Source organism: Solwaraspora sp. WMMA2065 (genome assembly GCF_030345075.1).
Lineage (GTDB): Bacteria > Actinomycetota > Actinomycetes > Mycobacteriales > Micromonosporaceae > Micromonospora_E.
In genome coordinates this window covers 5,293,661-5,317,795 of the sequence record NZ_CP128361.1, presented here as the reverse complement: position 1 = coordinate 5,317,795, position 24,135 = coordinate 5,293,661, and the positions used below count along the sequence as shown (strand labels likewise).

Genomic DNA, 24,135 nt, shown 5'->3' with positions numbered 1-24,135 from the left:
AGAGGCCAGCGTCAACCCGCCGCGATTATGCCGACAACACCAGAACGGACCTGAACAGCCGCACCGGCATACGCCGCGGCATCGGCATAACCGCGACCTCGGAGTAATGCACCACACACGTCTGCACGGTGGTGTGCGGCCACACCGCCTCGATCGCCTCGGGCGGACCGGTCAACCCGTCACAGCAGGCGATCAGCACATCACGCACGCCACGGTTACGCAGCTCGGTGCAGACCTGCATCCAGAACTTCGCCCCCTCGGTCTGCTGCACCCAGATACCGAGGACGTGCTTGACCCCGTCGGTGTTGACCCCCACGACGAGGTAACAGGCCTTGTTACGGACCTGGGCGCCGTCGCGGACCTTCACCATCAACGCGTCGACGTAGACGATCGGGTACACCTCGTCCAACGGCCGGTGCTGCCACGCCTTCACCTCCTCCAGAACTTCGTCGGTGATGGTGGAGACCGTGTCGGGTGACACCTCGGTGCCGTAGACCCGCTGCAGGTGGTGACAGATGTCGCGGACCGTCATCCCACCCGCGTACAGGCTGATGATCACGTCCGACAGGCCACCGAGCCGGCGGGCGTTCTTCGGCACCAGCATCGGGGTGAACGTGCCCGCCCGGTCCCGGGGCACCTTCACATCGACCGGGCCGATCTCGGTCTGCACCGTCTTCGCGGTCGACCCGTTACGCGAGTTGCCCGAGCCGTTACCCGTCGCGTCACGACGGGCGTAGCCCAGATGCTCGGTCAACTCGGCCCGCAGCCCCCGTTCCAGAACGGCGCGTACCAGCTCGGACAGGAACCCGCCCGGCCCGGTCAGCCGCAGCCCGTCACCCTTGACCTGGGCCAGCAACGCGTCCAGGGCCTGCTTGTCGATCAGATCCGCCACCGCCCGGCGGGCCGCCTCACGCGCCGCCGCCTCGTCCGGCACCGCCGCCGCCAGCGGCAGCCGCGGCCCGTCAGCGGCGATCCGCCGCGTCAACGCCGCGACCTCCGCGTCGACATCGACGCCGGAGTCGTACTGCTCCACCGTTGAAAGTGTCATCGAAACTGGTCCTCACTGTGTCGACCGGCTACCCACCGGTCATAACGGACTTCTACTGACATCCGTTACACAGATCTCCCTACAGGCCCATCCAGGCCGAGAGTCGGCACCAGCCTCCTTGTCTCGGTGATCAAGACGGCTGTGGCCAGCATGGATGAGGTTTTCGACACCCACACGGTCTACGACGCCCCGGACCTGCTGGAGCCGCTCGGCAACCTCTTGAAGGAACCGGTGTCGGAAATTTGGGCGCGGTACCGGTTCAAGCGCAACCACTTCGCCAAGTACCTCGGTGCCAGCATCCGCACCGTCTCTAACGTCGGCACGGCGGCCAAAGGAGGTGGGCACGCTCGTGCGTGAGTACACGAACCTGCAGTGGCCGGAAACGCCTTTCGGTGCCGACCAGCGTCCGTTCGGCCGGCACAGGGACATACTCGCCGCGTTTGCCCTGGCCTGGGCGAGCCAGCCCGCCGGGGCGCCGCTGCCAGTCGCGGCGGCCACCGTCTACCTCGGCGTCCGCCGCCACGGCAGCGCCTATGAGGTGGGTGAGGAGAACCTGTCGATCGGCTTTCGGACCGCGTCATCGAGAACCTGGTCGAGATACCCGAGCTGCTCGCACTGACCGACCGGGCACTGACCCGGGCCCGTCGGCACACGGCGATCCTGGCCGGGCATCACCTCGGCGACGAGCTGACCCGCATGGCCGCGCTGTCCGCGGCGCCGCTGCGCGGCGCGGCTGGAGTGCTCGCCGGGTGGGCGAACCGCGCTGTGAAGGGGCGCGGCATGGCAACGATGGTGGACACCGCGATCGAGGCGGGCGACGCTGGTGCGGATGTAGGCATGTCGCTCGATCCGGTCCATCAGCCGATACCGGAATGTGCGAAGTGCGCCGCCGACACCGGCCGGCACGTGCTGGGACGAGGGCTGGCGATCGGACTGACGGCGGCGGTGCACGCCGGCCGCTACCGCTATAACACCCAACACCTGCTCGCCGTGCTCGGCGAGTACCTCACGCACCACAACGGGCATCGGCCGCATCAGGGCCGCAGGCAACGCCCACCTGACCGGGACGCCGTCCCTGCGCCGGTGACCAACCTGGATGCCGTCCGAGTACAGCGCAGGAAGGTCGCCCACGGGTTTATCACCGAGTATGAGCAGGCCGCGTAGCCGAACCCGACTTCTCGAACGACACACGAAAACGTTACACTTCCAGCAGGGCCACCCGCAGGTAGCTGCGCAAACTGTGTCCGGAGAATTCTCCTACACAGCCCCGGTTTCCAGACCGGACACCACCGCACTGGGTCCTATATTCATTCCCTCTAACCGGATCTGACTGGGCGAGACGGTAAACCGGCTGAAGCTACCAGCGTCCCAGCGGTATCGGCGCACGCCCTGGAGGTCCACGCCTAGCGCCTGCTCGACGAGCCACTGATGCGGGCCGTCGTGTGCTACCACCAAGACGCGCTTGCCGCCGAAACGCCCAGGTAGGCTGCCGAAGAAGTCGAGCACGCGTGCACGCGCTTCCGCATACCTCTCCTCTCCGGGGAGCTGGGCCAGATCGCTATTACCGGTCAGGATGCCCTCGGCCTCTGCGTCCAACTCAGCCCGTATTGCGGTGAACTCTTTACCGACCAGTTGAAGGAACACCCGCTCCCGTAGTGCTTTGGAAATCTCAATTTCCCGTTTGGTGCCCGCAATCGCTAGCTCCGCAGTCTCGATGGCGCGGGCAAAGTCTGAGCTGAATACGGCATCCGGTGCGAACCGCAGCACCGCGTGACGTGCGGCGCGCGCCTCAGCCCGGCCGCAGGGGGAGAGCCCCATCGCGAAGGGATCCGCGTAGATCCCCTCCGGGTGCTCCGGAGTGCCGTGGCGCAGAAAGAGAACATCGACCTCTTCCGGCCTTACAGGCGGCTCCTGCCATTGGGAACGCCGCTCCTCGATAACGTCGAGAACGTCCTCGCAGACCTCCTCAGGCATTTTGCCGCCGATTGATAGCGCGTACCCGGCGTTGCGAAAGCTCGCTTGCAACTTCGCCAGGCGAGATTCATCCATCCGCTGAAGCGGATGGCGTAAGTCGTTGCGCTCGATCAGGTCGCTCATTTCTGCGGTAAACGAGACGATGACAAGCTTGCAGCCGCGGCGCGCGAACCGCAATTCCTCGCTTATCAGCGTTTCGACGTCCTCGAAGACACCATCAACGATCGGCGTGAATCCACTGTCGTGATACGACAATGCAAGGTCGAAGCAAGCCCTCTCGGAGGCGTCCAATGTAAACGCCGCAAAGTCCCGCGGTTGGGCCATGTAACGCACGGAATCGTTGGAGACGCGAACCGCAGGGTTCAACGCGTTCCGTAGCAGAGCTGCTGTCGTGGTCTTCCCGGTGCCAGGAAGGCCTCGGAGAAGCAATGCGAATTGCCTACTCATGACAATACCTATTCTTGTTTTCGATGAGAGAGTCGGGAAGCTTCGTGACTCCGCTGACATCACTCGGGTGCATCTTTTTGAGGGGTGCGTTGTTTACATTCGGCGAGGCCGGGGTGGGGATGCTGGCGGGCTAGGCGGTGTTCTTCCTGGTAACGCTTGTCGTAATATGTCATGTAGTCGTTGAGGTCTTCGTTGGAGACGATGACGCGGAGTTTGAGGATATCTTCTGCTCCCGTGGGGACCATCGGGCGCCGGTGATGCCGAATCTGTCTTCGATGATGTAGCGGCAGGAGCCTTCTATGCGACCGGTGGCGATGGGCCAGCCGATAGGAGTGCGGACCGCGATGCCCTTACCGTCGGCCTGCATCAGGATCACGTCGGTGGCGGGTAGGTCGGCCCCGGCGTTGCGTGCCCGTAGTGGGTTGAAGTCGTGGGCCCGGCCGGTCAGTTGCGCCCAGCCGATTGTGACCCCGGTCCGAGCGGCGATGATCTGCTGGGCCTGCCCGTAGCCGCCGGTGGCCATGTGGAGGGCGGCCAGGGTACGCATCCGCAGATGCAGCAACACAGCCAATGCTGGGATCACCTGCTCCGGAGACTACTAGAGGATTATTCCGGCATCCTTCAGGTCTTCGCTGGATGCCCGCCTCTGCCGCAATACCAATTGACGTATATTTGCCGCTTCAGCAGTGATCAATCTCTCTGTGGTGCCATCCTTATGGGCAGAAACCAGCATTACTTGGAATTCGTTCAACCGGAACGGGGTTCGAATATACACGCCCTTCAAGGCTTTGTCAAATGTATACCTATTACAAGTTCTGAATGTCTCTCCAGGGAGGCTTATTCAGCAGGGCCCAGTAACCCACAGTGGACCCCCGATGAATGAGACGGCCCGCCCTCCCATAGGATGGAGTTTCCACACAACAACCAAAGAAAGCGGACCGCCGAGCATGTATCATACCACCGGCTTCACGACCGATCAGATCCGCGACCTCTGCGTGCTGGTCCGCGCCGAATGCCGGAACCTGGGCATGGAACCGTGGCCCCCGGTCCTCGGCCTCTACCGTGCCCTCGTGGTCGCGTTGACCTACATGCGTCGTAACCGTGTCCAAGCGGAGATCGCCGAGGCGCACGGCGTCTCCCAGTCGACGATCTCACGGGCGGTCACCGCCATCACCCCGGTCCTCGACCGCGTGCTGGCGGGGTTCGTGCCGACCGCCGACGAGCTCGACCCGACCGCCCAGTACATCGTCGACGGCACTCTGTTCCCCTGCTGGTCATGGCGCACGGACCGCTGTCTGTACTCCGGCAAGCACAAGACCACGGGCATGAGCGTCCAGGTCGCCTGTACCCTCGACGGCGCGCTCGCCTGGGTCTCCGATCCCGTCACCGGCAACCACCACGACTCGTACGCGATCAACGACACCGGTGTTCTCGTCAGCCTGAATCCCGGAGACTGGATCGGCGACAAGGGCTACGTCGGCAACGGCATGATCACTCCGTACAAGAAGCCCAAGGGCGGCGAGCTCACAGAGTGGCAGAAGGAATACAACAGGCAGGTCAACAAGATCCGCTGGGTCGTCGAACAGGTCATCGCAAACCTGAAGACCTGGAGAATCCTGCACACCGACTACCGCAGACCGCTCGCGACCTTCACGGAAACGATCTCCTGTGTCATCGGGCTGCACTTCTACAGGATTGCCTGTGAATAGACCTCAGGGTCGAGTCACCCGGAGGATTCTCACCTTCGGGCTCCCACGGAACGGAGCGTGACAGTCTCCCATCACTCCGCTCGCACCTGTGCCGTGCCAAAACTCGTTCAATGGGGGAGTGTCAAGTTAACGGCTGATCTTGGTTGTTGAAGTGGTCAGAGGTTGGCCGGGGTGAGCCGGCCCTCGAAGGCGATCTGGAACGCGTTGAGAGGCGCCTTCCAGCGCATGGTCCACCTGCGGCGGCCGTTGCCGGTCGGGTCCAGGCTCATCAACGCCATGTACACGCACTTGAGCGCGGCCTGCTCGTTGGGGAAGTGCCCGCGGGCGCGGACGGCCTTGCGGATACGGGCGTTGACGGACTCGATCGCGTTCGTCGAGCAGATGACCTTGCGGATCTCCACGTCGAAGCCGAGGAACGGCACGAACTCGGCCCAGGCGTTCTCCCACAGCTTCACGATCGCCGGGTACTTCCGCCCCCAGGCCTCGGCGAACTCCAGGAACCGCTCGGTCGCCGCGTCCTCCGTGGGTGCGGTGTAGACCGGCTTGAGCGCCTTGGCGATCTTCTCCCAGTCCTGCCGTGCCGCGTAGCGGAACGAGCTTCGCAGCAGGTGGATCCAACACAGTTGGTGGACCAGCGTGCCCAACTCGGCCGAGTCGTAGTTCCGGTACCGGTCGTGCACGACCACCGAGCCGGTCAGGTCCTTGACCACGAACGCCGTGAACGTGGCCAGGTCCCGGTCACCGACCTGGTAGTGAGTCCACAACTCGGTACACGCCACGAGCAGGTACTTCTCGGCCTTCTTCCGGCCCGGCCTCGGTTTCTTTGGCCCGACCCGCAGCGGCGTCTCGTCACAGCACACCGCGTACGCCAGGGTGATCAACATGCGGATCCGTTTGTCGACCTCGCTGGTCAGCGCCGCGACCCGGGTCAGCACGCCGTGCACGAACCCCGGCGACGGTGTCGCACCGGTCAGCGACCGAAGCATCTGTACACACCGCTGCACCGGGATGAAATGCACGACCATCAGATAGACCGCCCACGCCTGCAGGTTCGGGCCGTACCCCACCGGACCGGCCCCCGCGCCTTCCGGCCGGGCCGCGGTGTGCAGCTTCCCGCACCCACACCGCACCGCATGCTGGTCGTACTGGGTCAGCGTCGCGGTCATCAACGGAACCTCGACCTGCTGATACCGGTCCACCACACCCAGATCCCGCGCGTCCACCAACTCCGCGCCGCACCCGCAACTACCCTCGGGGAACCGGTCCCGCCGCTGATCAGGAGCATCCGACCAGGCCAGGTTCGACCCCGGCGCACCCCGCTGCCTACCCCGCGTACCCGCCGGGGTGTCCCGCTTCTTCCTCGCCGCAGGTGGCGTACGCCCCGGATCATCATCCTTCGACGGCGGAGACGACGAGTTCGACGAGTTCCGCGACAACAGATGCTCGACCCGCGCCAGCCGCACCGCGAGCGCCTCGTACGCCGCCGTCAACTCCGCGATCTGCGCGTCCTGCTCAGCAATCCGAGCGTCCTGCGTCCGTGCCAGCGAGATCAACTCTTCACGAGACAGATCCTCCGACACCGATACGCCAAGATCAAACCACAACGGACAGAACGGCGTCGAGCCGGTCGAACCCCGTCACTCAACCCGCGCTGACCGTCACTCTTCGCGCACCACCTGAATGTTTACGTCTGCACGATGGTGGCCGGCCACACCGCCTCGACCGCCTCCGGCAGGCCCTTGAGCCCGTCGCAGACGAGCATCAGCACGTCGGCCACACCCCGGTTCTTCAGCTCGGTGAGCACGTGCAGCCAGTGCTTGGCTCCCTCGCCGCCGTCACCGGCCCACAGACCGAGGATGTCCCGGTGGCCGTCGACGGTGACCGCCATCGCCAGGTAGATGGGCCGGTTCGCGACCTTCCCGTCCCGGATCTTCACATTGATCGCATCGATGAACACGACCGGGTACACCGGGTCGAGTGGCCTGTTCCGCCACTCGGTCATCCCGTCGATGACCTTGTCCGTGATCGTCGAGATCGTCTGCTTCGACACCTCGGCGCCGTACACCTCGGCCAGGTGCGCGGCGATCTCCCCATGCGTCAGCCCCCGGGCCGACAACGACAGCACTAGCTCATCCACCCCGGACAACCTGCGCTGGCGCTTACGCACGATCCGCGGCTCGAACGTCCCCGCGACATCCCGCGGGACCCGTACCTCGACCGGGCCGACGTCGGTCAGCACGGTCTTCGTCCGGGTGCCGTTACGGGAGTTCCCGGTGCCCTTGCCCGCCGGGTCGTGCTTGTCGTAGCCGACGTGGTCGGTGATCTCGCCCTCCAGGGCGGACTCCAGGACCCGCTTGGTCAGCTGCTGCAGCAGACCACCCTCACCGGTCAGCTTCAGCCCTTCACCACGTGCCCGGTCCACCAGCAACGCGATCAACTGCTCGTCCGTGGCCGTAGCCACCGACCCGCCTGCCGGCTCCTGCTCGATGATGGTCTCGGTCGTCATCTGGCGCATCTCCCTTGATCAGCAGATCCGCCGTTAGTTGTACACACCCGGCACATGCCGCCGCGGCACCCACCGAACATCCGATGTGGGAAATATTGAAGGAATATGACGAAATACTCCGGTAATTAACTATGCGTCGTGCAACATCTGGTCGGGCTCGCAGGCCTTGCTAATGTCCGGACGGGACATCGTCGACGGTCCGGGACGCAGGGAACGGCTGCGGTACCAGGCATGCCCGAAGACGATCATCCAGCGGCAGGTCCGATCCGACCTCACCGCCGGCGCGCGGTCGAGGCCGACTCCGGGGAACGCCGAACGTGTGCCAACTGGTGTCCGCGCCGGGGTGCCGAGCCGATGCGGCGTGTAGGGTGCCAAAAACTAGATCTCGTTCAGACGGCTCGGTGGTACTCGCTGATGGTTCCTCCCAGCCGTCGTCGGGCGCGGACCGGACGGGGGAGGAACCGGGCGAGCGCGGACAGGATTGCCCGGTCTGGCCAGGACAGCCCTGGTCGGCTGTGGACTTGGCGGCGGAGCACCGCGACCTCGTGGCGCAGCGCCAGCAGCTCCGCGAGCACGGCACCGTCACTGTGGGCCGTGGCGAGAAGAGCGTCGAACACGCGGATCGCGAACAGATTGATCAACTGGAAACGCCATAACCATGAAGGTGCCTCAAGCTGGCGAGGGACCAGTTCACAGCGCGTGCGACAGGTATTGGCACCGTACAAGCTGGGAGGAACCATCAACGAGTACCACCGAGCCGTCTGAACGAGTCCTCGAAACCGCAGGTCAGCAGCCGGAATCTAGTTTTGGGCACCCTACACGCCCGCATGTCCGGCGATGGTGTACGGCCGCCTTGGCGATGTCGGGTGCACCTCCCGATGGGGTTGCGGCAGATCAGAACGACCTCGACGTGGGACCTAGCGCGGCGTGGATGCGGCGGCCCGCCGCGCTGTCGATGTGGTCAAGCCGGTGGCGTGGGTGGTGGACGACATCGGCTTCCCGAAGGACGGCAAAAGTTCGCCGGGCGGGGCCAGGCAGTACTCCGGCACCCTGGGCAAGGTCGCGAACTGTCAGATCGGGGTGAGCGTCCACGCGGGCGTCGACACCGCGTCGCGTCCTCTGGACTGGCGGTTGTTTCTGCCGGTGCTGTGGGACGGCGACGCGGTCGATGAGGCGAACCGGGCCGAGGTGACCGCCCGTCGGGGCCGGTGCCAGATACTCGAGGGTGAGCATCATCGGCCGAAGCGGGCACTGGTGGTGGAAATGCTCGACGAGCTGGCCGAGCACAGGCTGCGTCCGCCGCTCGTGCCCGCGGACGCCGGCTACGGGGACAACAGCCAGTTCCGCAGCACCCTGGACCGGCTGGAAATCGGTTACATCATGCGGGTCGACGGCGGCGCACTCGCCACAAGCCGGATGTATGGTAGGTCGAGCGGGTGTGTTCCGGCTTGGCGCACGGTTCTCAAACCGCACCTCGCAGCCTCCGGAGTGACGCTCGGCCGCGAAGGGGACACATTTCAAGCCTGCAGTGTCGTCACCTGGTGCGAGATCCCTCGACGTCCCAAGTCACCTCGTCGCAGTCGACGATGTTAGGTGCGCCGTCGTTCATCGGACCGGCTTGCGGAGCTGAGCTCGGGCCGGTGACCGTTCCCAACGGACTAGACAAAAAAGTTGCACTAAAGTCTTTGACCTTCTACGGTGGATGCATGCCACCCGGATCGAACCGGCGACTCACGAACGTTGCCGAGCTACGGATGTTCGCCCATCCATTGCGGCTGCGGTTGCTCTACGCGCTGACCGTGGAGCGGGAGGCGACTGCGTCCCGGCTCGCCGAGTTGGTCGACGAGTCGCTCTCACTGGTCGGCTACCACCTGCGGGAGCTGGCCACGCACGGCCTCATCGAGGAGGCGCCGTGCCGCTCTGGTGACCGGCGGGAGCGCTGGTGGCGCAAGACCCACGAGGGTTTCAGCTTCGCGGGGTCGGAGTTCGCCGACGATCCGCAGGCCCGTGGCGTGGCGGTCGCGGCCAGGCGTCAGATGCTGGCCCATCAGATTAGCCGGCTCGAACGGTGGATCGACGAGGATCACGCCTGGGGCGAGGCGTGGATCGACGCCTCGTTCTCCAGCGACTCCCTGCTCCGTCTCACGGCGCCCGAGTTGGCCGAGCTGAGTGCCGAGCTGACGACGGTGGTGCAGAAGTGGGCCGAGCGCGGGCGAGTCGGTGCCGAGGATCGGCCCGACGAGCCCGGCCGGGAGCCGGTTCTGATGTTCATCCACGCCTTCCCGTTCAGGCCATGACGCCGCAGACGGTTCCGGTCCGGCAACCGCCTCCTTACCGGGACGGGAACGTCCTGCGCTGGCTCGCTGGGCTGGGCGTGTCGATTGTGGGTGATCAAGTCTACTTCGTGGCGTTGGCCTGGACCGCTGTCCAGGTTGCTGGTGCCGGTGGGGCCGGGTTGGTCCTGGCCACCGCTTCGGTATCCCGGCTGGTGCTGCTCCCGGTGGGTGGGGCGGTGGTCGACCGGTGGGGTGTGCGGCGGCTGATGCTTGGCAGCGACGCGCTGCGTTGCGCGGTGATGGTCGCTGCGGCGGTGGCTACGGCCACCACGGAACCAGCCCTCGCGGTGCTGATCGTGGTGGCGCTGGTGTTTGGCGCGGTCGACGCGGTGTTCCTGCCCGCTGTCGGGGCGCTGCCGCCGTATCTGGTGGCGTCCGAGCACCTCGCCCGGCTGCAGGGCATGCGGATGACGCTGGCGCGGGGGGCGATCGTTGCCGGTGCGCCGCTCGGCGGGGCGGTCGTGGCCGCACACGGGATCACGGCGGCGTTCGCGCTCAACGCGCTCACCTTCGCCGTTTCTGTGCTCGCGCTCGCCACGGTCAGGGTCCGCCCCGGAGCGGCAGCCAAGCCCGCCGGGGGATCCCGGGGTATGGGTAGAGAGGTCCGGGCCGGACTGGCTGTGGCCGCGCGGTCGCCGTTGCTGCGTACCATCCTGCTCGTCTCGGCGGTTGCCGAGTTGGGCTTCACCGGCCCGTTCAACGTGGGCATCGCGCTGCTGGCCCAGGAGCGCGGTTGGGGTGCTACGGGGGTCGGCCTGATCGTCGGCGGCTTCGGTGTCGGTGCCGCGCTGGCAGCGGTGGCCGTGGCAGTGCTCGGCCGGCTCCCGCGCGCCGGCCTGCTCATTGGCCCTCTCGCCTTCGTGACGGGGGCCGCGCTCGCTGGTGTCGGTTTTGCCCCGGCCAGGCAATGGGCGGTCGCCGCGTCGGTACTGCTCGGCGTCAGCATCGGTCTGGCTGGCGCGCTCGGGATGGCCCTGCTGCAGGCGCACACACCGCCGCAGTACCTGGGCAGGGTGATGAGTCTGAGCAGCCTGGCCGGTTACGGTGGCATTCCGGTCAGCTACGCGCTCACCGGTTTGGTCGCCGGGCTGTGGGGACCGGCGGCGGCATTTATGGGCGGCACCGCCCTCGCGGCCGCTGCAGGGCTCACCGCGCTGTCGAACCAGACGCTACGTCGCGCCGTGCTGCCCGTCGCGCGTTGACGCCGATTGGAGGTCATCACCGAGACTTGTGGATGCCGAAACCTCATCCATCCTGGTCACAGCCTTTTGATCAACAAGCCTTGGAGTGGTCGGTCCCGGCGAGGATTCGGGCGGCTGAATCGCGAAAGTGGTTGACGTCGAGCGCTGCGAAATGGGGGCCTGTAGGTAATTTTATGTAGCGGATGTCGGTATTAGTCCGTTATGACCGGCGGGTAGCCGGTCGACACAGATAGGACCAGTTTCGATGACAGTCTCAACGGTGGAGCAGTACGACCCTGGCGTCGATGTCGACGCGGAGGTCGCGCCGTTGACGCGGCGGATCGCCGCGGATGGTCGAAGGCGCCGGCGTACACGGCTGGAAACAGGCCCTCAACGCGCTGGACCTGTTCCTCCCGAACCACATCCCCTCGATGCCCGATAATTATACAGAACGGGGCGTTACATAGGAATTCGGACAGGCTCGTTTCGACAAGACCGGCATGCGCGTCGACGGTCGCCTGGCCTGGCTGCACTCCACCTCCACGCACACCGACGTGCTGCTGACGGTCCACCGCAGACACGGTGTCGACGGACTGGTGCTGCCCGCCTTCACCGGCGTCGCGGTACACGACGCATGGGCCCCGTACAACACCTACACCGACGCGGTCCACGCCCTGCGCAACGCCCACGTGCTGCGGGAACTGGTCTATGTGGTCGACACCGTCGCCGGACAGGTCGCCGACCTCGCCGGCCAGGCCATCGCAGCCCTGCGGCAGCTGAACCGCCTGACGGTCACGGCCCGCGTCGGCGGTGGTGAACCCGACCCGGCCGACCTGGCCGAACAGGCACACCTGCTGCGCTCGGCTGTCGTGCTCGGCGCCACCGCCACCGCCACCGGACAGGCAAGCTGCAACGCAAGCACCACGCCCTGTTCGTACGGCTCCGCGACCGACGCGACGACTACCTGAGGTTCATCACCGACCCGACCGTGCCGTTCAACAACAACGCCGCCGACCGGACCATCCGCCTGCCGAAACTCCGCGTCAAGGTCTCCGGCAGCATGCGCACCATGACCGGAGCCGAACACTTCGCCGCGATCCGCAGCTACACCGCCACCCGACACGGCATCAACATGCTCGACGCACTCACCCAAGCCGCCACCGGCACCCCCTGGATCCCCACAACCGTCTGATCCACCTGCGTGACTGCAGCACTCCAAGGTCTCATCGACCTATCCGTCACGTCCTACCTTGCCAGGCCAGAAGGCATTTTTTTCAAGATCCACGATGTGGACCCGATCCTAATGAAGGGCTGACGCTAACGGCCGTCGACCCACCTCAAGATGAATACCCGACCAACGTAAGTAGTCCCAAGTCCCATCATCATCACGACGGCGCCGCCGCAACCGGCCACGCCGACCGTCAGCATGCCCACGATCCGCGTCACCCACAGTCACCCACGAGACTTGGGACTACTTACTTACCGACCAACGGCCCAACCGAGCCCGTTCAGCTCGACATTCTCGGCGCTGACCTGCACCACGGGGGTTGCACGGATCGACACCCCCGGATTCGGCTGTTGTTGCGGGCGTTGTAGCGCAGGGCGGCGGCGATGTTGGTGGTGTCGTGGATTCTCAGGAGGCTGACCGACACGTTTCGTAGGGTCGCCATGACGCGCGGCGCGTTGCCGGTACGGATCTGGGAAGCGTCCTCCCGGAAGGTCACATCCCTCACCCAGTGGAGGACCTCGATTCCCCAGTGCTGACGGACGTAGGCCAGCAGATCAGCGGCGTCGGCCTGTCCGGCGGTGAGGCTGGTGACATACAGCATCGCCTGGTAGCTGGTACGGCCCTTCACGGTGACGGCGCGCTCGATCAGGAACACCTGCGCGACGTGCGGAAAGTTCAGATCCGGCGGGGCGGGCATCTCCTTGACCTCCCGCAGCCAGCGGGCATGCTTGCGCTGCGTCTGCATCGCGTCGGCGGTCACCACGTGATCAGCGAGGTCCAACGGCGTCAACAGCCCGGTGAACGCGGCGATCTCGTTGCTCCTGCCCGGGACCTGACACTGGGCGAGGACCACCCCGGCGCAGGTGAGCGCGGCCAGCAGATGCGGCGCCGCCCGGTCGCGGGTCCGCGCGCCCCGGCTGGTCTTGCCGTCCACCGCGACCTGCGGCAACCGTGGCCGGTGACGGTCCCGCGCGCTGGCGCGGCGGTGTCGCTGGCCAGCGGCCTTGGCCCGGCGTCGGGCCTTTCGGTCCCGCAACGGCCGCACCCCGACCCGGGCTTTCGCCCGCGCCGCCGCGTCCGCGCGGCGCTGCAGCCACCGGCCCACGGCGGCGTCCAACGCGTCACCGTCGAGTCGGGCACACAACCCCCGCACCGTCTTCTCGTCCGGGCCGACGTACCGGCCGGTCACCGGGTCCACCCGGGCACCGAACGCCTTCAACGTCCTCTGCGAACATCCGGCGATCCACTGCCCGACCGCGTACACCGACGCACTTTCGGCCAGGACCGCGGCGAGGGCCAACCCGACCACCGTCGGAAGCCGATGCCGGACACCCCGCGCGTCTCGCGGATCGGGAACCCGCGACAACGCCGCCGCCAGGCTTTCCTGCCCGTCACGGCCCAACAGGACAGGCCGTGTCCTCTGGTCCGACTGGCCTTGGACAGCGTTGATCAGCAATGATGCAGGCGCGGGCACGGTACTCCACAAGGTGATCCGAAGGCGTAGACAACCTCGAGATCACCGGAGCCGTGCCCGTTCCGTCAAATCCGCTCCGGACCTCAACGCGGAGTCCTCAGCCGCACACTCTCCGACTTTGCCGTGCCCGTGCCTCTCGACCCCGGGGCGGCGGTGCTCTCCCGGCTGGATCGCTCTCTCTCCACCGGCGCCTGCCGCTTCTCAGCGGCCAGCCCTACTCGGCCCGCTAGTGTCCTGCGCCGGAAACTCGCCTACAAAATCGGGCGAGTGACTCGAGGATCTCTTCTGCGGTCTTGGTCCAGATGAACGGTCGCGGGTTGGTGTTCCAGTCGGCGATCCAGGAACGGATGTCGGCTTCCAGGGCTTGGACACTCTTGTGGACGCCGCGCCGGATCTTCTTTTCGGTGAGGTGGCCGAACCAGCGTTCGTCGGGTAGCCCCGGCGCATTGCTGCGCCGGGGCCCCCTCAGAACCGGCCGTGCCCGCTTTCCGAGCAACCGGCTCAAGCAAGCCCTGGAGGCTCGCGGGTGGGCGGAAGTGCTGGGCTGCCGTTGCTGGTGGTCCGGCGGTGGCAGTGGGTGTGTATGAGGCGGTTGGCGACGCGTTCGTCCGGTGTTCCCGCTCCCCAGACGGTGACCGCGTGTCTGCGGACCGCTCTGCGGGTGGCGGTGAGCCATTGTTCCCACTCACGTGGGCTTCTCGGCTCGTGGTCGGCGTGCAGCAGCAGGTCTCGGCAGATCGGACACCGGCCGTGCTGGGCTCGCAGGAGCCGCAGTGTGGTGGTGTCCACCGGGAGGTTGCTGCGGCGACGCCGCCGGGTCCAGTAGTCGGTCAGGGTCGGGTCGTCGGGTGATGCCGTCCCTGCGACCATCCGGTGCCGGACAATCGGAGTCCAGGCGAACTTGCGCAGGTAGCAGCCGGTTTCCCGGCTCCCGAATACCCACCTGTCGCGCCGGGACGAGTTGAACTCGCCGAAGTACCGGGCTACCACCCAGCGTCTCGGCTTGTTCGCGTGGGTGAACCTGGCCCACTTGTAGACCAGTTTCCACGCGTGGGCGTCCAGCGCGTTGAACACGCGTTTGGACACCCCGATCCGGTAGTAGGCGCACCATCCGTTGATGATCGGGTTGAGCTTGCCGATCATCGCGTCGGCGTTGGACCCGCGCAGGGCCCGCACCTCCACGGACAGGCGTCTGCGGATCCGTCGCACCGCGTCGTTGCTCGGCTTGGTCAGCAGCTTGCCGTTGGGGTAGCGGCGGATGTTGAACCCCAGGAAGTCCACGCCCTCGGTCAGGTGCGTGATCCGGGTCTTGTCCTCGTTGAAGACCAGACCCCTGGGCGCCAGCCATCCGGCCAGTGCCGCCTTGACCTGTTCGGCCTGCTCACGGGAGTGACACAAGGCGATCAGATCGTCGGCGTAGCGGACCACGACCGGGCAACCGTCCATCGTCTTCCCGGCACGGGTGCCGGTGACGTGGTAGCGGACCCCGGCGGCGGCCTCCATGCCGTGCAGAGCAACGTTCATGAGCAACGGACTGATCACCCCGCCCTGGGGAGCGCCCTCCTCGGTGGGGGTGAACCGGCCGTCCTCGACCACGCCCGCCTTCAACCACTGCCGGACCAGTCCCCGTCCGGGGAACCAGCCCAGCGACCGGCAGATGTGGTCGTGGTCGAGCCGGTCGAACGCCGCCGCCAGGTCGGCGTCGAGCACCCACAGCCGTTTGGCGTCGGTGCGGCTCGACGTCGTGTGGATGGCCACGATGGCGTCGTGGCAGCCACGACCCGGTCGGAAGCCGTAGGATTTCGGCTCGAACCGGGCCTCCCATTCGGGCTCCAGCGCGCTCACCGTCAGGGCTTGCAGCGCCCGGTCAGCGATCACGGGAATCCCGAGGCCGCGACGGCGGCCGTTGCTCTTGGGCACATACACGCGCTTGACCGGCAGGGGAGTCCACGGCTTGGCGTCGTTCTGGATCCAGTCGGCCAGTTCGGCCTTCTGCTCCCCAGTCACCACGACCTGCCGGTCCACCCCGGCCGTCCTGCGACCAGCATTGCGCTCCGTCACCCGCCGCACCGCCACCACGGCGTTACTGCGCGAGCGGAGCATCAACTTCTGCAAGTTCCGGACCTTCTTCAGGTCCCCGTCCCGCGACGCCGCGAAGATCCGCTGCCGTAGCCGCCGTACGTTGTCCTCGCAGGTCCGCCAATCGATGGCGTCCCAGCCAGCACGGTCGTCCTCCGGTCCGTTCACGCCGAGAGCCGCCATCGCCAACGCGAAGGCATGAGCTGTCATCGTGTCTAACTTGCCCTTCGGTTCCGAAGCTGTGGTCAGCAGTAGCTCCGCAGGCTCACCCGACCCGCGTCAGCGCCCTTTCAGGCCAGGGCACATGCCCGTATCCGGCCGGTTATCCGGCGACCGCTGGCGGAGGAGCCAGCATCACCGCCGCCGGTTTCCCGCTGCCTTTCGGCCACCGGCATTCGCTTCTCGGGTCGTCCTGCGCCCGCTGGGACATCGTCCGCCCTCACAGGCGGCCTACCAGCCGAATCACTGTCCGGCTGGACCCCATCGGGGTTGTCACGTTCCGCATGAGACAGATACGGCCGGGTAGGGCGCCCTCTGAACCCCGGGGACGGTGGTGCGCTCCCGCCCGGCTAGATTCCTCCGAGCGGCACCTGCCGCCTTGCAACGGCTGGCCCCTGTCTCCCGCTGGCGCGTCCCATCGAGCGGAAGTGCCTATGACGAGGCGTCATCGAGGGTTCACTTGCGTTCACCCGTCCGGTCTTCCCCAGCCGGTAACCCCTGGATGGAACAGGAGTCCTTGGGCCCTTCCCCGGGCTTCGCACCCCGCGGTTACCCGCGACGCACGCCGAGGCGGGGACGGTCCTTGCGCACGGGACCGGACACTACATCCGCGACGTCACGCCGCACCTCCTTCGATGGGTGTCGCTGTACTTATGCGACTTGCGTGTCGCACGACCTGGTTGATCCAGGAGGATCCGGTCGGAGTGAAGTGCATGTGGAATCGGGGATGTTTCGCGAGCCAGGCTCGCACGGTGGGGGTCTTGTGGGTGCCGTAGATGTCGCAGACGAGGTGTACGTCCAGCTCCGCCGGTACCGTCTTGTCGATCGTGATCAGGAACTTCCTGAACTCGACGGCGCGGTGCTGGCGGTGCAGTTCGCTGATCACGGTGCCGTCGGCGATGTTGAACGCGGCGAACAGGCTGGTGACGCCGTTGCGGGCGTAGTCGTGGGTGCGGCGTTCCGGCATGCCGGGCATCATCGGCAGCACCGGCTGGGATCTGTCGAGGGCTTGGACCTGGCTCTTCTCGTCGACGCAGAGCACCACGGCCCGCTCGGGTGGGTTGTGGTACAGCCCGACCACGTCGACGACCTTCTCGATGAACAGCGGGTCGGTGGACAGCTTGAACGTGTCGGCACGGTGGGGCTTGAGGCCGAAGTCGCGCCAGATCCGCCCGATCGTGGACTTGGACAACCCGGACCTGTCCGCCATCGACCTGCGGGACCAGTGGGTGGCGTTACGTGGCGTCTGTTCCAGGGTCGCGACCACCACGTCCTCGACCCGGTCAAGGCTGATCGATGGTGGGCGGCCCGGCCGTTCTTCGTCCACCAGGCCATCCAGGCGTAGTTTCAGGAAACGCCGCCGCCACTTACCCACAGTCGACAGATGCACACCGAGACTCGACGCGACGTCAGTGTTCGACGCCCCTTCGGCGCACGCCAGGATGATCCGTGAACGCATCGCCAGAACCTGTGACGACTTCGCCCGTCGTGACCAGCGGGTCAACGTCGTCCGCTCTTCGTCGGTCAGCGTCAGCGGCGGGGTGGGACGACCAGTTCTCGGCATCCCCCACCCTACCCACTTATCAGGCGAATTTCCGGCGCAGGATACTAGCACGTCCCATCTGCGGGCCTCGACGATGACGAGGCAACATCGAGGGTTCACTTGCGTTCACCCGCCCGGTCTTTCCCTCGCCCGTGGCTCTCGGATGGAACGAGAGCCCTTCGGCTTGAACCCCGGGCTTCGCACCCCACGGTTACCCATGACGCACGCCGGGGCGGGAACAGGCCACCGAGCACGGACCTGGGCTACGTCACCGTCATCGCAGCCTCCCATCGACGCAACCACTTGAGATGTGCGACCTCGTGTCGCACGGAACGGTTCACACCGTTCCTGGCGATCCCGCCCGAGGTCCGCCGGATCATGCCAGCAGTCTAGTTTTAATCAAAACTTCATCTGCTTGCATCAATCAGCCGATCACGCCCTGCCAGCAGGCTTTGACCTGCGGATTCTCCCGCCTCGTGCCGAGTTGCTGCACCACGACCGGCCACCGCCCACAGGTAGCATCAGGGCTCGGTTGCGGCGTACCCGAGCCAGCTTGGCGGAGGAGGAGCACGGTTGAACACGCCGTCCTTCAGCGACCTCGGCCGCTTTCTGGACGCCAATCGGCAAACGCTGCTCACCGTACTCACCGTGCTGGAGCTGTTGATCCTGCTGGTAGTGCTGCTGCGGTGGTTCGACCGCCGGTACGGCATCCGGGGCACCGGGCAACGAATCCGGCGTGGCGTCTGGGGCGCGGCACGGGATCTGGCGGCGCCGATCGCGGGCTTTGTCCGGCTTCGGCGAGGGGTACGAGTGGTTGCCGGGAGCTTCGCCGGGTCGGGTCCGGTGCCGCTGGCCCGAGCCTGGATCGGATCCGCCCGGTCAGCCCTGGCCGACCGGGACGATTTCTGGCCGTACCTGGTGTTGCTGGGCAATGGGCAGCTCAGCGTACGACTCGCCGGCGCGGGAGCGGACATGCCGTCTCCGGCGGCGGAATCCCCGTGGCAGGTCACCGGGCCGCGCCACTGGCGTGCCCGCGGTCCGCTGCCCTCAGGCTCCGCACCGGCCGCCAGCGACTCGCTGCCGGTCGCCGTAGGAGTGCAGGACAGGACGATGGTCCTGCTGGACATCGCGCGCTGCCCCGGGATCCTGTCCGTACACGGTGCCCCGCTACCGGCGGAGCGGCTGGTGTCCGTGTTGGTCGCCCAGCTGGCCGCGCTGACCGGCGGGCACGGCGTGCACCGCCTGATCGTCGCGGCGGAACCCGGCTACGGCGCCGGGGCGGTCGGAATCGACCGGATGCCGCTGTCCGAGGCGCTCACAGCTATCGCGACCCGTCCGACACCGGACGGACGTACCGTCCTGGTCTGCCGGCGGCCCGATCCGCAGGCGGCAGCGCGGCTCGCCGACCTGGTTGCCGACGATCCTGGGCTGCTGGTCCTGGTCGCCGGCTACCTACCCGGATCGCGTTGGCGGCTACGGGCCGACCTGGCCGGCCGGGTGACCGCACCGGAGTTACTGCTCGACGTGGACTCCACGCCACTTGTCCGGTGCCTGTTGCCCCGCCGCCGAACTGCACCCCCCACCCCACCGGCACCCGCCTGGGCTGAGGAGGAGTTGCCCGGACCTACCGGCGCAGCAACCGCTACGCCAACGGAACCCGCCGTACCCGAGCCCTCTCGGCCACCCGCCCCGACGGCGAGGCTGCCGGTCGCCACCCCACCGTCCAGACCGTCGGCTCCGCCCACCGCCAACGATGACCTGATCGAACAGGCGCAGGACGGGCAGCAGCCGACGGCGTACTCCGGCATCGAGTCTGCCGGCCGGACTGGAGACCGATAGATGCGCCTGCTGCTGACCGTCATCTCCGGCGGTGCCGACCGGGACATCGCGATGGACGTCGAGGCGGCCACCCCGGTGGGCGCGTTCATCGAACAGGACGGCTCCCGGAGCGACTGGTATCTCGACGGAGAGCGGCTGGATCCGGCCTGGACGGTCAGCCGGGCTGGGCTGGTCGCCGGGGTCCGGCTGGGCGACGGTGCGCCGGTACCCGGTGGCGGGGTGCGGTACCTGCCGGGCGACCCTCGGACCCATTGGCTGGAGGTGCACGGCGTCGGTGGCCCGAGCGCCGGGCAGGTCTGGCCGGTCGGCCTGGGCTGTCACGACATCGGTTCGGCGCCCGGGTCCGCGATCGATCCGGGCGGCAGCGGAGTGCCCGCGCACGCCGCCCGGCTCACGATCGACGAGCAAGGTCGCGCCTGGGTGGCCACCCGTGGTGCCGGGGCGCGTCTGGCGATGCCACGGCCCCCAGCCCAGACCGATCCGATGCCCGCACCCGGGCACCCCGGTCACGTCGAGCAGCGCGGGTCGAAGCTCCGCGCCGGACACGGGCAGGAGCACGCGGACGAGCCCGACGCCTCAGGGCCCGGACGCGACGGATCCCGCCGCTGGCCGACCGGTGTGGACCTGGCGGTGGGCGGCAGCCTGCTACGGCTGGTGTCGCGCCCGGCACCGGATGCCGCGGTGACGCCGGCCGTGGACGTGCCGATGCTGGACTTCAACCGGCCGCCACGGATCGTGCCGCCGCTGCTCTTCGCACGGCGACGGCTGCCCAGCCCACCGGTCAAGCCGAACAGCCGCCCGATCCCGCTGCTGATGATCCTCGCCCCGATGGTGATGGGCCTGGCGTTCGTCTTCCTCTTCCGGTCGTACTTCTTCCTGCTGATCATGGCGCTCAGTCCTATCCTGGCATTGTCGAACTGGTACACCGACCGACGCAGCGGCCGTAAGCGGTACCGCAGGGATCTCGCCGAGTACCTTCGTAAGCGCAGCCGGATCATGCGGGAGTTGACGGCGGCGGTCGCCGAGGAACGGTTGGCCCGCTGCGAGGCGTCGCCGGACCCGGCGACCGTTCTGTACACGGCCGTCGGCCCCGGCCGGCGACTGTGGGAACGCCGCCGCCGCGACCCCGACCATCTCGTACTACGGGTCGGCACGTTGGATCAGCCGTCGCTGATCGAGGTGGAGGACCCGGCCCGCCCCGATACGGACCGCCAGCTGCGCTGGACCGTTCCGGACGCGCCGGTCACCGTGGATCTGGCTGACCGGAAGGTGATCGGCCTGGCCGGCGCGGCGGAGACGACGTACGCGACGGCACGCTGGCTCGTCCTCCAGGCCGCCGCCCTGCACAGCCCACGTGACCTGCGGATTCACGTGTTGACCGAGCAGGCCGGGAAGGAACGGTGGGGCTGGGTGCGCTGGCTGCCGCACACCCGACCGGCCGAGGACGGCATCCAGACCGGACAGCCCTACACGCTGGTCGGCAACGACCCGGAGACCGTGGCGAACCGGGTGGCCGAGCTGGTGGCGCTGGTCGCCGCACGGACCAAGGCCCGGGGCTCGCAACTCGGCCAGGTCCTGTTCAGCGAGCCGGACATACTGCTGGTCGTCGACGGCGCCCGCCGGCTGCGCGACGTGTCCGGCATGGTGCAGGTGCTCACCGACGGGCCAGCGGTGCAGGTCTTCGCGATCTGCATCGACGCCGAGGAACGGTTGCTGCCGGAGGAGTGCACGGCGGTGCTACGCGCAGACGCGGACGGGCTGACGGTACGGCAGACCGGCGTGCCCGAGGCCACCGGTGTACGTCCGGACATGATCACCGCCCAGTGGTGCGAGCGGGTGGCCCGGGCGATGGCTCCGCTGCGGGATGTCACCCCGGACGAGACGGCCGGGCTGCCCGACCGCAGCCGACTGCTGGAGCTGCTGGACGCCGACCCGCCGGACGGTGCCGACCTTGCCGAACGTTGGTCCCGCCAACCCGCCTCCACGAGCTTCGTGATCGGTAGTGGTTTCGACGGAGCGGTAGCGCTCGACCTGGTCCGCGACGGGCCGCACGCGCTGATCGCCGGCACCACCGGTGCCGGCAAGTCCGAGCTGTTGCAGTCCATGGTGGTATCTCTGGCCGCAGTGAACCGCCCGGACGAGTTGACCTTCGTGCTGGTCGACTACAAGGGTGGTAGCGCGTTCCACAGTTGTGTACGGCTGCCGCACACCCTCGGCATGGTCACCGACCTGGACAGCGCGTCGGTGGTCCGAGCGTTGGAGTCGCTAGGCGCGGAGTTGCGTCGCCGCGAGGAGATCCTGGCCCGGGCGGCCGCCAAGGACCTCGTGCAGTACCGGACGATGCGTGGCCGCGACCCTTCGCTGCCGGCGGTGCCCCGACTCGTCCTGGTCATCGACGAGTTCGCCACACTCGTCCGGGAGGTTCCGGACTTCGTGCCCGGGCTGGTCAGCATCGCGCAGCGTGGCCGCTCGCTGGGCATCCATCTGATCCTGGCCACCCAGCGCCCGGCTGGTGTGGTGACCACCGACATTCGCGCCAACACCAACCTGCGCATCGCGCTGCGGGTCACCGATCCGATGGAGAGTTCGGACGTCATCGACGTACCGGACGCCGCGATGATTCCGGCGGCGACCCCGGGCCGGGCGCTCGCCCGACTCGCCCACCGGTCCACCCTGCCCTTTCAGACCGGGTACGTCGGCGCGGTGTACCAGGGTGCCGGCCCGGACACCGCTGAGTCCGGGCCGGCCGCTCCGGTGTACGGCACGGAGTTGCCCTGGTCCCGGCTGGGCCGGGCGCTGCCGCCACCGGTGGTGACGCCCCGTGGCGGTGCCGCACCTGACGAGTTGGCCGCCACCGACCTCGACGTACTGGTCAACGCGATCGAAGCCGCCGCCCGGGAGGTGGGCTGCGAGCAGCAGCCGAGCCCATGGCTACCGCCGCTGCCGCCGGTCGTGCTGCTGGACGACCTCACCCTGCCGGAGTCGCGCACCGGGCCCGGTCTGCCGCCGGTACCGTACGCGCTGGCCGACCTGCCGTTGCAGCAGAGCCAGCCGGTGCTCGCCTGTGACCTCGCCGCACTCGGACACCTGTACGTGCTGGGTGCCTCCCGTTCGGGACGGTCGCAGTTGCTGCGCACGCTGGCCGCGTCGCTGGCCAGGTCGCTCTCCTGCGCGGACCTGCATCTGTACGCCGTCGACGCGGCCGGCGGATCGATGATGGCGCTGGCCGAGTTTCCGCACTGCGGTGCGGTGGTGCCCCGGGCCGATCTGGAGCGTCTGGAACGCCTGCTCGGCCGCATGCAGGGCGAGCTTGCCCGCCGACACGAGTTGCTGGCCCAGCACTCCTGCGCCGGCCTCGACGAACTGCGGTCGGCGCTGCCGCCAGCGCAGCGTCCGGCACACCTGATGCTGCTGGTGGACGGCTGGGACTCGCTGGCTGCCGTCCTCAACGACCACGACGGCGGACGGCTGCTGGACCAGTTTCTCGGCCTGCTACGCGAGGGGCCGGCCGCTGGGCTGCATCTCGTGATGTCCTCGGAGCGGTCGCTGTTGACCGGGCGGGTGGCGAATCTCAACGACCACCGGATCATGCTGCGGATGGCCGACCGCACCGACTACTCGGTGATCGGTGTCAGTCACCGTCGGGTGCCGGAGGTGGTGCCGCCCGGACGGGGCTGGCACTCGGCGGACCAGGCGGAGATTCAGGTCGCCCTGCTGGACCTGGATCCGTCCGGCCCGGCGCAGGTCGAGGCGATGCGTCGGATCGCGGCTCGGGCCGCCGCCCGCGACAGCGCGGTGCCGGCGCAGCGACGGCCGTTCCCGGTGGCCGGCCTGCCCGCCGCAGTCACCTTCGCCGAGGCGTTTGCACAGGTCCCGGCTGAGCAGCGGCATCCGCTGCGGGCGCTGCTCGGGATCGGCGGCGACGCCGCCGCACCCTGCTATGTGGACTTCGCTGGCCGGCAGGCCACATTTCTGGTCGCCGGTCCGCCCGGCTCGGGCCGCAGCAACACGCTGGCCACGCTCGCGGTGTCGCTACTGGCCGGGGGCACCGCGCTGGTCATCCTGACGCCCCGCGAGTCGGTGTTGCGCCGGTTGACGGTGCATGACCGGGTGCGGGCGGTCGAGGGGCCTGCACCGGACCCGGCGCAGGTGACCGCCGCGCTGGATGAGCTGGGCAGCCCGCTGGTGGTGCTGGTCGACGACGTCGACCTGTTGGGTTTCGCCAATCCAGTGGAAGCGGTACTGCGCCAGGTGGTGGGCACCGGCCGGGACCGGGCACTCGGTCTGGCGTACGCGGGAACGGCAGAGACCCTCACCCAGTCGTTGGGTGGCTGGATCGCCGAGGCCCGTCGCTCACGGCAGGGCGTGCTGTTGGCGCCGCAGTCGGCCATCGAGGGTGACCTGGTCGGAGCCAGGGTGCCGCCGGGGCTGCTGCGCTCCGGTGGGCGACCTGGTCGCGGCTACGTTCCGGATCCGGCGACCGGCGCATTGAGTACGGTCACGATTCCGCACACCGTGCTGCGCTGACCCGACTCGGACACGGTCACCGGAC

At 67.6% G+C, this 24,135-nt stretch carries 17 protein-coding genes and 4 pseudogenes; 11 read left to right on the top strand and 10 right to left on the bottom strand.

The genetic code is table 11. The annotated features are described in order from the left end of the window. Positions 1 to 25: 25 nt before the first annotated feature. Entirely contained in the window at positions 26 to 892 is an 867-nt protein-coding gene (locus O7610_RS24115; RefSeq protein WP_502959119.1) for an IS256 family transposase, read from the bottom strand. A gap of 282 nt (positions 893 to 1,174) precedes the next feature. Between O7610_RS24115 and O7610_RS24110 the strand changes: the two genes are divergently transcribed. The 3 genes from O7610_RS24110 (at position 1,175) to O7610_RS24100 (ending at position 2,212) form a co-directional block, all read left to right on the top strand. Further along, positions 1,175 to 1,405 carry a hypothetical protein gene (locus O7610_RS24110; RefSeq protein WP_289211940.1) on the top strand — a complete coding sequence of 77 codons (231 nt, stop codon included), beginning with the start codon at positions 1,175 to 1,177 and terminating at the stop codon, positions 1,403 to 1,405. Next, positions 1,386 to 1,667 carry a hypothetical protein gene (locus O7610_RS24105; RefSeq protein WP_281552699.1) on the top strand — a complete coding sequence of 94 codons (282 nt, stop codon included), beginning with the start codon at positions 1,386 to 1,388 and terminating at the stop codon, positions 1,665 to 1,667. Before O7610_RS24110 ends, O7610_RS24105 begins: the two co-directional genes overlap by 20 nt. Positions 1,668 to 1,744: 77 nt before the next feature. Continuing rightward, complete coding sequence (locus O7610_RS24100) at positions 1,745 to 2,212, top strand: hypothetical protein (protein ID WP_281552698.1); 468 nt, start codon at positions 1,745 to 1,747, stop codon at positions 2,210 to 2,212. A gap of 93 nt (positions 2,213 to 2,305) precedes the next feature. On the opposite strand, the gene O7610_RS24095 is transcribed toward O7610_RS24100, so the two are convergent. Together O7610_RS24095 and O7610_RS24090 are read right to left on the bottom strand one after the other, a co-directional pair. Beyond that, positions 2,306 to 3,469 carry a histidine phosphatase family protein gene (locus tag O7610_RS24095; RefSeq protein WP_289211939.1) on the bottom strand — a complete coding sequence of 388 codons (1,164 nt, stop codon included), beginning with the start codon at positions 3,467 to 3,469 and terminating at the stop codon, positions 2,306 to 2,308. Positions 3,470 to 3,638: 169 nt separating this feature from the next. Further along, positions 3,639 to 4,040, bottom strand: coding sequence for a hypothetical protein (locus tag O7610_RS24090; RefSeq protein ID WP_281555825.1), 402 nt, complete (start codon positions 4,038 to 4,040; stop codon positions 3,639 to 3,641). Between the two features lie 304 nt (positions 4,041 to 4,344). Between O7610_RS24090 and O7610_RS24085 the strand changes: the two genes are divergently transcribed. Beyond that, positions 4,345 to 5,178, top strand: coding sequence for a transposase family protein (locus O7610_RS24085; protein ID WP_281551645.1), 834 nt, complete (start codon positions 4,345 to 4,347; stop codon positions 5,176 to 5,178). Positions 5,179 to 5,333: 155 nt separating this feature from the next. On the opposite strand, the gene O7610_RS24080 is transcribed toward O7610_RS24085, so the two are convergent. The 3 genes and pseudogenes from O7610_RS24080 to O7610_RS24070 all read right to left on the bottom strand — a co-directional run bounded on the left by O7610_RS24080 (position 5,334) and on the right by O7610_RS24070 (position 8,325). Next, positions 5,334 to 6,758, bottom strand: coding sequence for a transposase (locus O7610_RS24080; RefSeq protein WP_289211938.1), 1,425 nt, complete (start codon positions 6,756 to 6,758; stop codon positions 5,334 to 5,336). A 107-nt stretch (positions 6,759 to 6,865) separates the two neighbouring features. Next, positions 6,866 to 7,684: pseudogene (locus O7610_RS24075) on the bottom strand (IS256 family transposase); the annotation flags it as partial. A 389-nt stretch (positions 7,685 to 8,073) separates the two neighbouring features. Next, positions 8,074 to 8,325 carry a hypothetical protein gene (locus O7610_RS24070; protein WP_289211937.1) on the bottom strand — a complete coding sequence of 84 codons (252 nt, stop codon included), beginning with the start codon at positions 8,323 to 8,325 and terminating at the stop codon, positions 8,074 to 8,076. Positions 8,326 to 8,611: 286 nt separating this feature from the next. Here O7610_RS24070 and O7610_RS24065 point away from each other — a divergent pair, with 286 nt between their 5' ends. The 5 genes and pseudogenes from O7610_RS24065 (at position 8,612) to O7610_RS24045 (ending at position 12,393) form a co-directional block, all read left to right on the top strand. Further along, positions 8,612 to 9,277, top strand: a complete 666-nt coding sequence (locus O7610_RS24065) for a transposase (RefSeq protein ID WP_289211936.1) — start codon at positions 8,612 to 8,614, stop codon at positions 9,275 to 9,277. A 113-nt stretch (positions 9,278 to 9,390) separates the two neighbouring features. Then, positions 9,391 to 9,981 (top strand): ArsR/SmtB family transcription factor, encoded by a 591-nt coding sequence (locus O7610_RS24060; RefSeq protein ID WP_289211935.1) that lies wholly within the window; start codon positions 9,391 to 9,393, stop codon positions 9,979 to 9,981. Further along, positions 9,978 to 11,222, top strand: a complete 1,245-nt coding sequence (locus O7610_RS24055) for an MFS transporter (protein WP_289211934.1) — start codon at positions 9,978 to 9,980, stop codon at positions 11,220 to 11,222. The genes O7610_RS24060 and O7610_RS24055 overlap by 4 nt, the downstream gene beginning before the upstream one ends. 476 nt (positions 11,223 to 11,698) lie before the next feature. Further along, positions 11,699 to 12,169 (top strand): annotated as a pseudogene (locus O7610_RS24050) (IS66 family transposase); the annotation flags it as partial. After that, a complete protein-coding gene (locus tag O7610_RS24045) occupies positions 12,109 to 12,393 on the top strand; it encodes an IS66 family transposase (RefSeq protein WP_353850395.1) in 285 nt (94 codons plus the stop codon). The pseudogene O7610_RS24050 and the gene O7610_RS24045, both read left to right, overlap by 61 nt. Positions 12,394 to 12,709: 316 nt before the next feature. On the opposite strand, the gene O7610_RS24040 is transcribed toward O7610_RS24045, so the two are convergent. The 4 genes and pseudogenes from O7610_RS24040 to O7610_RS24025 form a co-directional block, all read right to left on the bottom strand. Then, positions 12,710 to 13,903 carry an ISAs1 family transposase gene (locus tag O7610_RS24040; RefSeq protein ID WP_289211932.1) on the bottom strand — a complete coding sequence of 398 codons (1,194 nt, stop codon included), beginning with the start codon at positions 13,901 to 13,903 and terminating at the stop codon, positions 12,710 to 12,712. Positions 13,904 to 14,129: 226 nt separating this feature from the next. Continuing rightward, positions 14,130 to 14,330 (bottom strand): annotated as a pseudogene (locus O7610_RS24035) (IS630 family transposase); the annotation flags it as partial. Positions 14,331 to 14,404: 74 nt separating this feature from the next. Next, the gene (ltrA, locus tag O7610_RS24030) at positions 14,405 to 16,192 is read right to left on the bottom strand and encodes a group II intron reverse transcriptase/maturase (protein WP_289211931.1); all 1,788 of its coding nucleotides are present in this window, start codon (positions 16,190 to 16,192) and stop codon (positions 14,405 to 14,407) included. Positions 16,193 to 16,868: 676 nt separating this feature from the next. Then, positions 16,869 to 17,765: pseudogene (locus tag O7610_RS24025) on the bottom strand (IS630 family transposase); the annotation flags it as partial. Between the two features lie 552 nt (positions 17,766 to 18,317). On the opposite strand from O7610_RS24025, the gene O7610_RS24020 reads away from it, so the two are divergent. Beyond that, complete coding sequence (locus O7610_RS24020; protein WP_281552695.1) at positions 18,318 to 19,583, top strand: hypothetical protein; 1,266 nt, start codon at positions 18,318 to 18,320, stop codon at positions 19,581 to 19,583. After that, on the top strand, positions 19,584 to 24,110 hold the full coding sequence (locus tag O7610_RS24015) for an FtsK/SpoIIIE domain-containing protein (protein WP_289211930.1): 4,527 nt from the start codon (positions 19,584 to 19,586) through the stop codon (positions 24,108 to 24,110). Positions 24,111 to 24,135: the final 25 nt, after the last annotated feature.